The organism is Roseibium sp. (genome assembly GCF_965232425.1).
Lineage (GTDB): Bacteria > Pseudomonadota > Alphaproteobacteria > Rhizobiales > Stappiaceae > Roseibium.
Genome location: NZ_OZ246971.1, coordinates 2,399,829 through 2,415,048, shown reverse-complemented (window position 1 = coordinate 2,415,048; position 15,220 = coordinate 2,399,829). Strand labels below are relative to the sequence as shown.

General features: G+C 58.4%; 12 protein-coding genes and 1 pseudogene. 3 read left to right on the top strand and 10 right to left on the bottom strand.

The annotated features are described in order from the left end of the window. Window positions 1-153: 153 nt before the first annotated feature. Together ACO08A_RS10960 and ACO08A_RS10955 are read right to left on the bottom strand one after the other, a co-directional pair. Entirely contained in the window at window positions 154-516 is a 363-nt protein-coding gene (locus tag ACO08A_RS10960) for a hypothetical protein (RefSeq protein ID WP_422041103.1), read from the bottom strand. Between the two features lie 282 nt (window positions 517-798). Continuing rightward, on the bottom strand, window positions 799-1,467 hold the full coding sequence (locus ACO08A_RS10955; protein WP_422041102.1) for a YggS family pyridoxal phosphate-dependent enzyme: 669 nt from the start codon (window positions 1,465-1,467) through the stop codon (window positions 799-801). 259 nt (window positions 1,468-1,726) lie between these two features. Here ACO08A_RS10955 and leuS point away from each other — a divergent pair, with 259 nt between their 5' ends. Genes leuS through holA form a run of 3 tightly spaced genes read left to right on the top strand, consistent with a single transcriptional unit; the run spans window position 1,727 to window position 5,978 of the window. Beyond that, on the top strand, window positions 1,727-4,348 hold the full coding sequence (gene leuS / locus ACO08A_RS10950; RefSeq protein WP_422041101.1) for a leucine--tRNA ligase: 2,622 nt from the start codon (window positions 1,727-1,729) through the stop codon (window positions 4,346-4,348). Next, window positions 4,335-4,913, top strand: coding sequence for a hypothetical protein (locus ACO08A_RS10945; protein WP_422041100.1), 579 nt, complete (start codon window positions 4,335-4,337; stop codon window positions 4,911-4,913). The genes leuS and ACO08A_RS10945 overlap by 14 nt, the downstream gene beginning before the upstream one ends. Before the next feature lie 24 nt (window positions 4,914-4,937). After that, on the top strand, window positions 4,938-5,978 hold the full coding sequence (holA, locus tag ACO08A_RS10940; RefSeq protein ID WP_422041099.1) for a DNA polymerase III subunit delta: 1,041 nt from the start codon (window positions 4,938-4,940) through the stop codon (window positions 5,976-5,978). 76 nt (window positions 5,979-6,054) lie between these two features. Here holA and ACO08A_RS10935 read toward each other — a convergent pair whose 3' ends face one another. The 8 genes and pseudogenes from ACO08A_RS10935 to hemJ all read right to left on the bottom strand — a co-directional run bounded on the left by ACO08A_RS10935 (window position 6,055) and on the right by hemJ (window position 15,220). Next, window positions 6,055-6,960: a ParB/RepB/Spo0J family partition protein gene (locus ACO08A_RS10935; RefSeq protein ID WP_422041098.1), complete on the bottom strand. Its 906-nt coding sequence runs from the start codon at window positions 6,958-6,960 to the stop codon at window positions 6,055-6,057. A gap of 102 nt (window positions 6,961-7,062) precedes the next feature. Further along, window positions 7,063-7,887 (bottom strand): ParA family protein, encoded by an 825-nt coding sequence (locus ACO08A_RS10930; RefSeq protein ID WP_421980435.1) that lies wholly within the window; start codon window positions 7,885-7,887, stop codon window positions 7,063-7,065. A 19-nt stretch (window positions 7,888-7,906) separates the two neighbouring features. Beyond that, window positions 7,907-8,563, bottom strand: a pseudogene (gene rsmG, locus ACO08A_RS10925) (16S rRNA (guanine(527)-N(7))-methyltransferase RsmG). Then, entirely contained in the window at window positions 8,563-10,449 is a 1,887-nt protein-coding gene (gene mnmG, locus ACO08A_RS10920; RefSeq protein WP_422041097.1) for a tRNA uridine-5-carboxymethylaminomethyl(34) synthesis enzyme MnmG, read from the bottom strand. Before mnmG ends, rsmG begins: the two are co-directional and overlap by 1 nt. A 281-nt stretch (window positions 10,450-10,730) precedes the next feature. Next, window positions 10,731-12,080, bottom strand: coding sequence for a tRNA uridine-5-carboxymethylaminomethyl(34) synthesis GTPase MnmE (gene mnmE, locus ACO08A_RS10915; protein WP_422041096.1), 1,350 nt, complete (start codon window positions 12,078-12,080; stop codon window positions 10,731-10,733). A gap of 469 nt (window positions 12,081-12,549) precedes the next feature. Then, complete coding sequence (locus tag ACO08A_RS10910; RefSeq protein WP_422041095.1) at window positions 12,550-13,131, bottom strand: GNAT family N-acetyltransferase; 582 nt, start codon at window positions 13,129-13,131, stop codon at window positions 12,550-12,552. Window positions 13,132-13,242: 111 nt separating this feature from the next. Then, entirely contained in the window at window positions 13,243-14,508 is a 1,266-nt protein-coding gene (gene rho, locus ACO08A_RS10905) for a transcription termination factor Rho (RefSeq protein ID WP_152499163.1), read from the bottom strand. A 283-nt stretch (window positions 14,509-14,791) separates the two neighbouring features. Continuing rightward, complete coding sequence (hemJ, locus tag ACO08A_RS10900; protein WP_422041094.1) at window positions 14,792-15,220, bottom strand: protoporphyrinogen oxidase HemJ; 429 nt, start codon at window positions 15,218-15,220, stop codon at window positions 14,792-14,794.

Sequence of the window (15,220 nt, the reverse complement as noted above, 5' to 3'; positions counted from 1 at the left end):
GATCTCATACAAATAGGGGGCGCTCGTGTCGGAGGTGCGCGGCAAGACTTTGAAAAGCGGTCCTGCCGCCCTCATTCCGGTCAGCAGTCCTAAACGCCGACACGGCCGTGGCACATATTTGATTGCGCCGCACGGCCGTTCGACTCTCGCGGATCAGAAACAGTCCCGCATGATCCTGCGTCCGGCTGGCGTTTGCACCACGCGCGGCATCAGATTGTAAGACGCACCAACGGCGGTTGGTGCCGCCTCTCGAACCGTCGGCATTTTTTTAATTGTGTTTGCTTCCTTTTTCACCGGCTTCTCCTTCAGGTGACGGGCCCGTCGAACGAACTCGACGCGGGCCAGCAATAGTTTCAGAAATCGATTGGGATGATGCACACGCCTCTCCCGGTATTGGTAATCTCGGAAACAGGCTTGAATCCCGTCCGTAATGTCTCGGAAATTCTCGATGCGCGGCAATTGCTGCGTGTCAGCAATTCCAGCCCGTCGGGCATGCCAGAGCTTGCGACGTGCCAATTATACCGGGCATCTCCAAGATTAATCCTGAGACGGCTATCGCTATTGCCAAGATACCAAGAATATACAGAGCATTCTTTTTTATCATTATTCATGATCCTCCCAATTTGTTTACTTCAGTCTGCAGTCAATTTGAGTGCTGACAGTTTTTATTTGGGAGGGTAAGTTTAATAATACAAATTAACGTTTCTTAATCGATCTTCGCGCGTTGAAAAGGCCTACTCTTTCGGATAAATCCCACACGAATTCTCTGGCAACTGGAAGCTCAGGATTGAAAAACCCTCAGCCGCGTGCGCCGAAGATCGCCGAGCCGACGCGGACGTAGGTTGCGCCGAACCCGATGGCCACCCCGTAGTCGGACGACATGCCCATGGAGAGCTGCTGAAGGCCGGCGCGTTTCGCCAGCTTTTCCAGGAGCGCGAAATGTTCGCCGGGCGCTTCATCGATCGGCGGAATGCACATCAGTCCGACAATGTTCAGTCCGACGGTATCCCGGCAGTCGGCGAGGAAGGCCTCGACATCCTTTGGCGGAATGCCGGCCTTTTGCGGTTCTTCACCGGTGTTCACCTGGATGAAGCAGGGAAGGTTTCTGCCCTGCCGGTCCATTTCCGCCTTGAGAGCCTTGGCGATTTTCGGACGGTCGACGGTGTGAATGACATCGAAGGTCGCCACGGCCTCGCGGGCCTTGTTGGACTGAAGCGGCCCGATCAGATGCAGCTCGATATCGGCATAGGTTTCGCGCAATCCGGGCCACTTCCCCATCGCTTCCTGGACGCGGTTCTCGCCGAAGACGCGCTGGCCGGCGTCCAGGACCGGCACTATGTCTTCGGCGGCAAATGTCTTGGAAACGGCAATCAGCCGAACCGCGTTTTCCGGTCTGCCGAATTCCGTCTCCGCGCCGCGAATGTCGGACTGGACCTGCAAAAGACGATCTGTGGCGGAGGACATCATTTTTCCCTGTGCAACCGGATTGGCGGACCACCCACTCTTAAGCCCTGAACGGTGCGCGCCTCAAGTGCCGGTTTGCCGCATTCTTGCGCCGAAGCGGTCAGCGATAGCTTTACGAATGCGGCATTGCGAAATAAACAGGCTTCACGGGGCTCTTTTTGGAGTCACATGTTGACCCGGGGCCGGATATCTGCTGACAGTCCGGCAATCGATCTTTCTGGAATTCCGCCGGATCCGGCGGCAAGAACAAACGGCACAATTGATGGCAACGGAACGGTACAATGCGCGTGAAGTGGAAGCGCGCTGGCAGAAGGTCTGGAACGACAAGGACGTCTTCGTCACCCACAACGACGACCCCCGTGAAAAATACTACGTCCTTGAGATGTTCCCCTACCCGTCCGGCCGCATTCACATGGGCCACGTCCGCAACTATGCGATGGGCGACGTGGTCGCCCGCTACAAGCGCGCGAAAGGCTTCAACGTTCTCCATCCGATGGGCTGGGATGCGTTCGGCATGCCGGCTGAAAACGCGGCGATGCAGAACAAGGTTCACCCGAAGGACTGGACCTATGAAAACATCGCCGCCATGCGCGAACAGCTCAAGATCATGGGACTGTCCCTCGACTGGAGCCGCGAGTTTGCGACCTGCGACGTCGCCTACTACACGCAGCAGCAGCGCCTGTTCCTGAGGTTTCTCGAGGCCGGACTGGTCTACCGCAAGAATGCAAAGGTGAACTGGGACCCGGTCGACATGACGGTCCTGGCGAACGAACAGGTGATCGACGGGCGCGGCTGGCGGTCCGGCGCGCTGGTCGAGCAGCGCGAATTGACCCAGTGGTTCTTCAAGATCTCCGACTTTTCCGAAGACCTGCTGGACGCGATCGAAACGCTCGACCGCTGGCCGGACAAGGTGCGCCTGATGCAGAAGAACTGGATCGGGCGGTCGGAAGGATTGCGCGTCCGTTTTGAGTACACCAGCCCTGCCCCCACCGGCGACACGTCACTGGAAATCTTCACGACCCGTCCGGACACCCTGTTCGGTGCGTCCTTCATGGGTTTGTCTCCGGATCACCCGATCTCGGCGAAACTCGCTGAGGACAATCCCGAGCTGAAGGCGTTCATCGACGAATGCAAGCGGGTCGGAACATCGGAAGAAGCCATCGAAAAGGCCGAGAAAAAGGGCATCGATACGGGCCTGCGCGTGCGCCATCCGCTCGACAGCACGCTGGAACTGCCGGTCTATGTCGCCAACTTCATCCTGATGGACTACGGCACGGGCGCGATCTTCGCCTGCCCGGCGCATGACCAGCGCGACCTCGACTTCGCCAGGAAATACGGGCTTCCGGTCAAGCCTGTCGTGTTGCCGAAAGACGCCGACCCGGCCACCTTCGAAATCGGCACGGAGGCCTTTACCGAGGACGGCACCATCTTCAATTCGGATTTCATGGATGGCATGTCCATTCCCGACGCCAAGGAAGCGATCGCGCAGAAGCTGGAATCCCTCACCGTGGACGGTGCCCCGCAGGGCGAACGCCAGATCAACTACCGCCTGCGCGACTGGGGCATTTCGCGCCAGCGCTACTGGGGATGTCCGATCCCGGTCATTCACTGCGACACGTGCGGCGTTGTTCCCGAAAGCGATAGCAACCTGCCGGTCCAGCTGCCGGACGACATCAATTTCGACAAGCCCGGCAATCCGCTCGACCGGCATCCGACCTGGCGCGAGACAACCTGCCCGAAATGCGGCAAGCCGGCCAGGCGCGAAACCGACACGATGGACACCTTCGTCGATTCCTCCTGGTACTTCGCCCGGTTTACGGCCCCGGATTGCGATCAGCCGACGGACCCGGAGGCGGCAAATGGCTGGCTGCCGGTCGATCAGTATATCGGCGGCATCGAACACGCGATCCTGCACCTCCTCTATTCGCGCTTCTTCACACGCGCGATGCAGAAGGTGGGTGCACTCGACCTGAAGGAGCCGTTCAAGGGCCTGTTCACGCAGGGCATGGTCACGCATGAAACCTACCGGCTGGGAGAAGGCGCGAACGGCGCTTGGATCTCACCGGCGGAAATCCGGATTGAGGACGTTGACGGAAAACGGCGCGCCACGTTGCTGGATACGGGCGAGGAAGTCGCGATCGGCTCGATCGAGAAGATGTCGAAGTCGAAGAGAAACACCGTCGACCCGACCGATATCATCGACACCTACGGCGCCGATACCGCGCGCTGGTTCATGCTGTCCGACAGCCCGCCCGAGCGTGACGTGATCTGGACGGAGGACGGCGTTCAGGGTGCCTGGCGCTTCGTGCAGCGGGTGTGGCGTCTGATCGGCGAGATTTCCGACAGGTGCGAACCGCGAAACGGTGCGGCGCCTGAGGTCTCGGACAAGGCGCTCGATCTGCGCCGCGCCAGCCACAAGACGCTTCACGCGGTTTCCGGCGACCTGGAAGCGCTTGGCTTCAACAGGGCGGTCGCGCGTCTGTACGAACTGGTCAACACGATCAGCAAGACGATCAGCGACGGCATTGCCGACGACCAGACGGAATACGCCGTGCGGGAAGCAGCCGACTATCTCGTTCAGATGATGGCGCCGATGATGCCGCATCTTGCCGAGGAATGCTGGTCCGCCCTCGGACACGACAATCTCATTTCGGAAACCAGCTGGCCCGTCGCCGATCCGGCCCTGTTAGCGGAAGATTCAGTTACTTATCCTATTCAGATCAACGGAAAACGACGGGGCGAGCTGGAAATTGCAAAAGAGGCTTCCAAAGAGGAGGTCGAAGCAGCTACCTTGGCGCTGGACTTCGTTCGCAAGGCGTTGAACGGAAATCAGCCGAAGAAACTTATCGTGGTGCCGCAAAGGATTGTGAATGTCGTTGTTTAGCAGCATCTTCAAGGGGGAGTTCCTCCTTCGGCGGGTCGCTCTTTTCAGCGCCTTTGCGGCAGCGATAGTCCTGAGCGGGTGCCAGATCCGCCCGCTCTACGGCACCAGCACCACGGGTGATTTCGGTGCGCAGTCTTCCACGGTCGCAGCCGAACTGGCGGCCATCGACCTTGAGTCGATCTCTGCCCAGTTCGCCCAGGAAGAAGCAACGAGGGTTCTCTACAACGAGCTTACGTTCAAGCTGGAACGCGGAGCGGGCTCGGCCGGAAAGAAATACCGGCTTGAGGTTCTGGTCGATGTGAACACCGCGGCGGTCGCGATCGAACAGTTTGCGGACGTTCCCTCGGCCTTCACGATCACCATGAATTCCACATTCGTGATGAGCGACATCCAGACGGATGAAACCCTGACAACCGGACGCACGTTCCGATCAGCCTCCTTTGACTTCTCGGACCAGCGTTTTGCCAACCAGCGCGCGCTCCGCGATGCGCAGGAACGGGTTGCCAAGGCCGTTGCCGACGACATCGCCACCCGCCTGGCCGGCTATTTCGCCAGCCAATCCTGAGTTTCCCGCTGAAAGTCCGCGGCAGTGACAATCCTGAAAGCAGCCGAAACGGACCGATTTGTTGCGAACCCGCCTGACGGCGGTGCACTGGTGCTCGTTTTCGGACCGGACACCGGTCTTGTCTCCGAGCGCGCCACGCGCCTCGCCGCGAAGGCGTCGGAAGGCGAAAGCGATCCTTTCAACCTGGTGAAAATCGACGCCGCCGAGATCGCGAGTGACCCGAACCGTCTGATTGACGAGGTGCTCACCATACCGCTGTTCGGGGGCCGCAGGATCGTCTGGGTCAAGGATGCAAGCGGCAAGAACCTGGTACCCGCCGTCGAACCCGTTCTGAAGCTGGACGATCTGCAGACATTCGTCATCCTGGAAGCCGGTGACATCAAGAAGGGTGCGGGTCTCAGGAAGCTGATCGAACCCAGCAAGCGGGGCTTCGCAATACCGTGCTACGCGGACAATGACCGCGGCATCGACCAGCTCATCGACGAAGAAACCCGAGAAGCCGGCCTGACCATAACCCGCGAAGCCCGCGCCCTGCTGCACGGATTGCTCGGCGGCGACCGGATGGCCAGCCGCGGAGAACTCAAGAAACTCTGCCTTTTTGCACTCGGCAAGGGCCGTATCGAGAGCGAGGACATTGAAGCCATCATCGGCGATGCCTCCGAATTCGAAATGTCCGAACTCATCGACGCGGCCGGCACCGGCAACATTGCCACCCTGGACCACGGTCTCCAGCGGCTCGCCGATGCCGGGTCAAAGGCCTCGATCATCGCCAACCAGGCCCTGAAGCATTTTCAGAATTTGCATCGGATGCGAATCGACATTGATAAAGGCAAGAGTGTTCAGGCCGTGATCGACCAGCAGCGCCCGCCGGTGTTCTTCAGCCGCAAACCCGGCATGTCGCGGCAACTGCAGATCTGGTCATTGTCCGATCTGGAGCGCGCGATGGAAATCCTCGCCGAAGCAACGAAGATCTCGCGCCTCAACGATCCTCTCGGCGTGCCTGTGCTTTCGGAAGCCCTCCTGACCCTGGGAAGGGTCGCAAGAGCCCGCGGGCAGCGGCGCTGAACAAGAGGCTGAAACACCCGCACGAACCGGTCCGATCCAGTCTGTGGAAAATACTTTTCTATTTATTTACAATAACTTAGCGCGGCTCAACGCCAAGCTTCCTGCACAACTCGTCGAGCTGCTCGAGCGAGGTGTATTTGATCTTGAGATCACCGGACTCCTTGCCCGGCTTGTGCCCGACAACCACCTTCAGACCCAGCATATCGGTCAGCCTCTTTTCCAGCGCCTTGGTATCGGCATCCTTCTGCGGTTTCTCGACGGCAGCCTTGCCGCCCTTGAGCTTCGCAAGCGCGTCCGGATCCTGGGAGATTTTTTCCGCGTCGCGGACCGTCAGTCCCTTTTCGACGATCAGTTCCGCAAGCGCTGCGGGATCCTCAACCGTGATCAGCGCGCGGGCATGCCCAGCCGTCAGCAGGCCTTCCGCAAGATAGTCCTTCACCGAGTTCGGCAGCTTCAGGAGGCGCATGGTATTGGCGACGTGGCTCCGGCTCTTGCCAATGACTTTGGCCAGCTCGCCCTGGCTGTACTCGAATTCGGCCGTGAGCTGATCGTAACCCATTGCTTCTTCGATCGGGTTCAGGTCCGCGCGTTGCACATTCTCGATGATCGCAAGTTCCAGTGCCTCCTGGTCGGTCACGTCGCGGATGATGATCGGCGCCTCGTGCAGGCCAACCCGCTGCGCGGCCCGCCAGCGCCGCTCCCCTGCGATGATTTCAAACCGGTTGACCTTGCCGGCCGCCGGACGCACTAGAATAGGCTGAACGATACCCTTCGCCTTGAGCGACTCCGCCAGATCGGCGAGATCCTTTTCGGTGAAGGTCTTGCGCGGGTTGCGTGGATTGGGCTCGAGATGCTCGATCGGAACGCGTCTGCTGTCCCTGATGACCTTTTCAGGCGGGGCCGCCGCTTCCGGGGCCGAATCTCCGATCAAGGCAGCCAACCCTCGGCCCAAACGCTTGTTCTTGCCGTCTTTCTCAGCCATGATCCACCTTTTTCTTTTTATAATTCAATAAGTTATACTGACATCGCAGAAGTGCTCTTCGGCGGTCGATCCCTTTGGTTCGGTTCCGAATCCAACCAGGAACTACGCTGCAACCCGCCGCAATTGCCGTTCCCGCTGAATGATCTCCGATGCCAGGCGAAGATAGGCCTGGCTTCCCGCACATTTCAGATCGTAGAGCAGCGCCGGCTTGCCGTAGGACGGCGCTTCGGAAACCCGGACGTTCCTCGGGATGATCGTTTCATAAACCGCGTCGCCCATGGTCTCGCGCACATCGGCGACGACCTGGCTGGAGAGGTTGTTCCGGCTGTCATACATGGTCAGGACAATGCCGTGGATGCTCAGCTCGGCATTCAACGCACCCTTCACCTGTTCCACGGTGCTCAGCAACTGGCTGAGACCTTCGAGGGCGAAAAATTCGCATTGGAGCGGAACCAGGATGGAATGCGAAGCCGACAGGGCGTTGATCGTCAAAAGATTGAGCGACGGCGGACAGTCGATCAGGACATACGTGAACCCGACCTCCTGAAACAGCCGCGAGTGCGTCAGGTGCTCGATGGCGTTGCGCAGGCGAAACGCCCGGTCGCTGGTCGAGGCGATCTCCAGTTCCAGCCCGAGCAGGTCCATGGTCGATGGCGCGACCCAGAGCCGTTGCACGGCCGTTTCACGAACCGCCTCAGCCATGGAGCAATCCCCGCTGAGAATTTCGTATGTCGAAAGACCGCGGTCGCGGTGCTCGATACCCAGACCGGTCGAAGCGTTGCCTTGGGGGTCAAGGTCGATAACCAGGACCTTCTCGCCGATCGCGGCCAGCGCTGTGCCCAGATTGATCGCGGTTGTGGTCTTGCCAACGCCGCCCTTCTGGTTCGCAAGCGCAAGAACGCGCGGTTTTTCGGGAAGCATGCTCATTGCCACCCACCTTCCTTGGCTATTCGGACCGGGCTGATATATCAGAGAAAAGAAGCATCCGGCTCGTGGGATCTACAACACTCATCTTTTCTACCAGATCGAAGTTCCAAGAGTCAGCGGCTTCATCAACTTCTCTTTGAAAATCCTGACCTTTGTGGAAAACAGCCTTCGCACCGCCGTCCGTGAAGGGCTTCGCGAGTTGAAAAAGCAGATCCAGGGAAGCCAGCGCACGCGCCGAAACGGCATCGACAGGCCCGTGTGACCACTCTTTCGCAACCGATTAGATCCGGCCCGGATGAACGGTTCCATTCGAGCCCGTCTCCCGCAATGCCGTGCGCAGGAAGGCCGCCTTGCGCTGATTGCTCTCGATCAGGTGAACATGGGACCCCGGCGTGTCGGCAAGAAGAATTGCCGTCACGATGCCGGGAAAGCCTCCCCCGCTGCCGATATCCACCCAGGTGACAGCCTTTGGATAAGTCCACTGTGTCTGCAGACTGTCGACCACGTGACGCATCCAGATATCGGGGATCGTCGACGGTGCAATAAGGTTTTGTGCCGGCTGCCACTTCAAGACGAGATCGACAAAGATCTGGAGCCTGTCCAACGTTTCACGTGAAACATCCCCAAACTTGTGAACAACTTTTCCAGTGTCTTTCAACACGGCGGTGCGGCCCATCAGGCCGCTCCGCGCTGGCTCTGCCGCTTGAGATGCGACAGGATGAGTGTCAGCGCTGCCGGCGTAATTCCGTCCATGCGGGACGCCTGACCCAGCGTTGCCGGGCGTATGTCGACCAGCTTCTGTTTGACTTCGTTGGACAGGCCCACAATCGCTTCGTAATCGAAACCATCGGGGATTTTCAAAGCTTCATCGCGCTTCAACGCATCGATGTCCGCCAACTGCCGGTCGAGATAAACGGCGTAAAGCGCATCCGTCGCGACCTGCTCCGTCACGGCGGGATCAAGCTCTTCCAGTTCGGGCCAGACCTTCGTCAGCATCTCGTAGGTCACGTTCGGATAGGACAGCAGATCGAATGCAGAGCGGCGAATGCCGTCCTGATTCACCGGAAGACCTTTCTTCTGCGCCTCCGACGGTGTCACGGACAGCATTTTCAAAAGATCCCGCGCCGCCGATATGCTGGCCATCTTCGCGGCAAAAGCAGTGCTCCGGAGCTCCGAAACAATACCGCGTTCAATACCGAGCGGGGTCAGCCTCTGGTCGGCATTGTCAGCACGCAGCGACAACCGGTACTCGGCTCTTGAGGTAAACATCCGATAGGGTTCGGTGATGCCGCGCGTCACGAGATCATCGATCATGACACCGATATAGCCTTGCGACCGGTCCACGACGAAAGGCTCTTTCCCGGCCGATTTGAATGCCGCGTTGAGGCCGGCGATCAGGCCCTGCGCACCGGCCTCCTCGTAACCGGTCGTCCCGTTGATCTGTCCAGCCAGGTAGAGACCTTCGCACCGCTTCGCCTCAAGGGTCGGGCGCAGTTCCCGCGGGTCCACATGATCATATTCGATCGCATAGCCGGGCTGGATGACTTCGACATCCTCCAGACCGGGTATCGTTTTCAGGAAAGCGAGTTGAACGTCTTCCGGAAGCGAGGTTGAAATCCCGTTCGGATAGACCGTGTGATCATCCAGACCTTCCGGTTCCAGGAAAACCTGGTGTCCGTCCCGTTCGCCAAAGCGCACGATTTTGTCTTCGATCGAGGGACAATAGCGCGGTCCCCGGCCCTTTATCTCGCCCGAATACATGGCAGAGCGGGAGAGATTGTCCTGTATGATCTTGTGCGTCTCGGGCGTCGTTCGCGTGATATGGCACGGGATCTGCGGTGTTTCGATCTTGTCCGTGAGCGTGGAAAACGGCACGGGCTCATCATCCCCCGGCTGCTCGTCCAGCCGGTTCCAGTGGATGGTCCGGCCATCGAGGCGCGCCGGCGTTCCGGTCTTCAACCGTCCGAGCTCGAAGCCGATTTCTTCGAGGGAAACCGACAGACCCATGGCCGGGGCTTCTCCGGAGCGGCCCGCGGCAATCTTCTTGTCCCCGATATGGATAAGTCCCCGCAGGAAGGTTCCGCTTGTCAGAACGACAGCGTCGCAAGCCACGAGGCGTCCGTCGGCAAGAACCAGGCCGGCAACGCCCTTCTTCGCGCCTTCACTGCGGAAGCGGATCCGGTCGGCCTCGCCCTCGACGATGGTCAAGCCGTCCACCGCTGCTATTTCCCGCTGCATCGCTTCGCGGTAGAGCTTCCGGTCCGCTTGCGCACGTGGCCCGCGCACCGCCGGACCCTTGCGGCGATTGAGCATTCTGAACTGGATGCCACCCTGATCCGCGACCCGGCCCATCAGGCCATCGAGCGCATCTATCTCGCGGACAAGATGGCCCTTCCCCAATCCGCCGATTGCCGGATTACAGGACATAACACCAATGGTTTCGAACTTGTGCGTGACAAGAGCGGTCCTGGCACCGGCGCGCGCAGACGCAGATGCAGCTTCACATCCGGCGTGGCCTCCACCAATAACAACAACGTCGAAGATCAGGTCCTGGTCGCTCATCGTTTCACCGTGCACACAGGTCTCTTGAAAACACCCGGTAACTTTTCAACTTTTAAGGGGTCAATTGCCGGCATTCTGTCCGGCTTGAAGCCGCTTGTAGCAGCCAGTCTCAGCGGTTCTTATAGAGCGGGAGGCTATCAGCGTCAAAGCCGAAATCGATGCCGCAAAAATCCAGGCGAAACCAACCCCCGACGGCACGGGCGATGGCCCTTGCAATGATTCACGTGAAACATGTTCCGGATCAGAATCGAACCAGGGATTTCCTTGATTCACGTGAAACATCACTTGCCGATACAGAAGTCCCGGAATATCACATCGAGGAGATCCTCTACATCGATCCGCCCGGTTATGCGACCCAACGCATCTGCCGCTCTTCGCAGGTCCTCGGCTCGTAATTCTGATGGCAGATGCGTCGACTCGACAGCTGAAACCAGGCCCTTCAGGCACTCGGACAGGTAGACGCGGTGTCTCTCGCGCGTCGCAAGTGGCGCCTCTCCAAACGAAATCGTTTCTTCTGCAAAATAGGTAAGGGCCTCAAACAAGGACCGTGTTCCCGCTTCGTTTTGGTTGGAACAGGAGATTTGCTTGATTGTTCCGGAAGAGTCTTGTTTCGGAAGAGTCTCAAGATCAGCCTTGGTATGAACGACCCAATGCGGAACGCCATCCCGCAATTCAGCCGGCAGTCCTGCCACCGGATCATCGGCGCCAACGCCACCCGGCTCCACCGCCCACAAGACAAGATCCGCCTCTTGCGCCCGCGCCTTTGCTCTTCGGATACCTTCCTTTTCAATCCGGGCGTCCGTGTCACGGATCCCCGCCGTGTCTACGAGCGTCAGCGGATACCCGTTCAGGTCCAGGTGAACTTCGATAACATCCCGCGTTGTTCCCGCTTCTTCCGTCACGATCGCCACATCCCTGCCGGCAATGGCGTTCAGCAAGCTGGATTTGCCAGCGTTCGGCGCACCCATCAGAACCACCTGAAGACCAGATCGCAACCGTTCGCCACTTCTGGATTTTTGCAGATGCGCCGAAATCTCATCATGCAGCGTCGCCGCATCAGACCAGACGGTATCCGCCACACTGCCAGGCACATCCTCTTCGTCTGCAAAATCGAAGTCGGCCTCGATCATCGCACGCGTGTGAATGAGCCGCCTGCGCCAGTCTTCGTAGAGCTTACCCAGGGCACCGCCCATCTGCCTTACGGCCTGCTTCCGCTGGATCTCCGTCTCAGCGGCAATGAGATCCGCCAGCCCTTCGACCTCTGTCAGGTCCATTCGTCCGTGATCGAAAGCCCGTCTGGTGAACTCACCCGGCTCCGCGGGACGCGTATCCTCGAACTTGCCGAGAACCTCCAAGAGCTTGCCGACAACCGCCCGGCCCCCGTGGCAATGCAGTTCCGCAACATCTTCACCCGTAAAACTCCGCGGTCCCTTGAAGAAAAGGATCAGGCCTTCGTCCAGCACCTCTCCGAGTTCCGGATGCCTTATCTTCGACAACACGGCCAGCCGCTCACGCGGCACGCGCCCGCACAGGGACGTTATGATCATGCCTGTCTGCGGACCAGACAGGCGGACAACCGCCACCCCTGACGGCACGGCCCCACTGGAAAGAGCAAAGATCGTTGAAGCCATGTTTTCTTACCAGCCAGCTGTCAAAAGGAGAACGGAACGGAGAATGCGCGCGTGAGCCTCTGTAACAAACCGGCATTCGATCGCAAAGAGGTTTGAACCGCCTCGCAGGAAAGCAAGGAGACCGATTGCCACCCGACGCAAGGTTGGCATCAGATCCGGGGAACGTCGCCGCACCGTTCCGCAAGCGAATCGGGCCGGAATGCGTTTCAAGGCGGATTCACGTGAAACATGACGTGGATGTTTCACGTGAATCAATCAGGCATCCAAACCCGGACCCGGGGTGCAGCACAATCCCGAAATGCGGGACGTCTCCGCTGTCGCCGGGACTGTCATGCTGAGCCGACCACCAGACCCATCGACCCGTGTCATGTGCCAAGATAAACCACGCCAGATTGGTTCGATGCCGAATCGATATAGCGCAGCGGATTCACGTGGAACACACGAGCGAAACGGTGTTTCACGTGAATCGTCACACGGCACCATTCTCCCGCTTGTTCCAGTCGGCCCTGCTCAGACGGTACAGAACATGAGGCGCAACAGGATGATCTTCAGGCAAGGACGGATGAAGAAAGTCACCGTCGGGGTCACGACGCATACCGATCCGCTGCATCACCTTCTGCGAAGGTTCGTTCGCGGGGATCGTGAAGGCAACAATTTCGTCAAGCTCAATGGTTTCAAAACCGAATCGAAGCCAGGCATTCGCTGCTTCGCTCGCATAACCCTTCCCCCACGAAGACTGTTTCAAACGCCATCCGATTTCCACACAGGGCTCGAATGGAAGCGGTGCCGCATAGGTCGGCCTGTTCAATCCGACAAAACCAAGGAACTCGCCCGTCGACTTTACCTCGACAGGAGCCATGCAGAACCCGTCCTTTTCCTGTTTTTCGATACACCTCAAGACGAGGTCCCGGCTTTTCTCCCGCGTCATCACATCGGGGAAATAACGCATCACTTCAGGGTCGGCGCACATCTCCGCAAACGGGCCAATGTCCTTGTCCTGCCACGTCCGGAGATAGAGGCGCTCCGTTTCCATGAGGATATTCTCGGTCATTAGATCGGTTCCGATTCAAAAAGAAGGGGTGCAACGGGAAAGTCTTAACAAAAAGTAAAAGGCGCAAACCCTGCGGTTCGCGCCTCCTGTAAGACCAACGATCCCTCCGGATCACGTATTCATGCTGTCGAAGAATTCGTCGTTGGACTTTGTCTGCTTCAACTTGTCGAGCAGGAATTCGATCGCGTCGACGGTCCCCATCGGGTTGAGAATACGGCGGAGAACAAATGTTTTCTTGAGACGCTCGTGCGGAACAAGCAGTTCTTCCTTTCTCGTTCCGGAGCGCTGGATATCGATGGACGGGTAAACGCGCTTGTCCGAGATCTTCCGGTCTAGGATGATTTCGGAGTTACCCGTGCCCTTGAATTCCTCGAAGATGACTTCGTCCATACGGCTACCCGTATCGATGAGCGCCGTCGCGATGATCGTGAGCGATCCGCCCTCTTCGATGTTACGCGCTGCGCCGAAGAACCGCTTCGGCCGTTGCAGCGCATTCGCGTCGACACCGCCGGTCAGAACCTTGCCGGAAGAAGGAACCACCGTGTTGTAGGCCCGGCCCAGGCGCGTGATCGAATCAAGAAGGATCACAACATCACGGCCGTGCTCGGTCAGACGCTTGGCTTTCTCGATGACCATCTCCGCCACTTGCACGTGACGCGACGCCGGCTCGTCGAACGTCGAGGAGACAACTTCGCCATTCACGGTCCGCTGCATGTCCGTGACTTCTTCAGGCCGTTCGTCGATGAGAAGAACGATCAGGTAGCATTCCGGGTGGTTGTTGGTGATCGACTTGGCGATGTTCTGCAGAAAGACGGTCTTACCGGTCCGCGGCGGCGCAGTGATAAGCGCGCGCTGACCTTTTCCGAGAGGTGCCACGAGATCGATGACCCGGGAAGACAGGTCCTTGATCGTCGGATCCTCGATCTCCATGCGGAAACGTTCATCGGGATAGAGAGGCGTCAGGTTGTCGAAATGAACCTTGTGCCTCGCTTTTTCCGGATCCTCGAAATTGATCGTGTTGACCTTGAGGAGAGCAAAATACCGCTCGCCTTCCTTCGGGCTTCGGATCTGGCCCTCGACGGTGTCGCCCGTCCGGAGCGAGAAGCGTCTTATCTGTGAAGGCGAAACATAAATGTCATCCGGGCCGGGCAGGTAGTTCGCATCGGGAGATCTCAGAAAGCCGAAGCCGTCCTGCAGGACTTCAACGACGCCTTCACCGATGATCTCGACATCCTGGGCGGCCAGATTTTTCAAAATAGCGAACATCAGCTCCTGCTTGCGCATGGTGCTGGCGTTTTCGACTTCGAGCTCTTCGGCAAATTGCAGCAGCTCGGTCGGTGTTTTTTCTTTTAGATCTTTGAGTTTCATTTCCCGCATCGAGTTGGGGTCTGGGTTGTTATTGGGATTTCATTTGGAAGGTCGGTCTGTGCCGGAGATGATGGGTCGGCCAGACAATATCTGAGAGACGTCTAGATGTATCCAGATTGTTCGGCGAAGCGTTACAGCTTGAAACTACATGCGCCGATTTGAAGTGGCGCGAAGATAATGTGTTTTTGGTCAAACCGCAAGACCGGAAATCTGCCGATTTTTCAGGCTTCGCCCGGACCCGATCAGCCAAAAAATGGGCAGCAGTATTTCGGCTGCTGCCCGTCAGCCCGCGTCAAAAGGGTTTGACGATGACCAGTATGACGATCACAACCATAAGAACGGTCGGAACCTCATTCAAAATCCTGTAAAAACGCTGCGATCGTGTATTGCGATCCGCCGCAAACGCCTTCACGCACCGGCTGAGATATCCGTGCACGCCGGACATGATCAGCACGAGCGTAAACTTTGCATGGAACCACCCGTCCTGCCACACGGACAATTCGTAGGCTGCCCACAATCCGAATATCCAGGCGGCAATCATCGAAGGATTGATGATCGCCTTCAAAAGACGCCGTTCCATGACCTTGAAGGTCTCGGACTGGACCGAGCCGATTTCCGCCTCGGCGTGGTAGACGAACAGCCGCGGCAGGTACAACATTCCGGCCATCCACGCGATGATCGAGATGACGTGAAGCGACTTGACCCACAAAAACAGATCCAT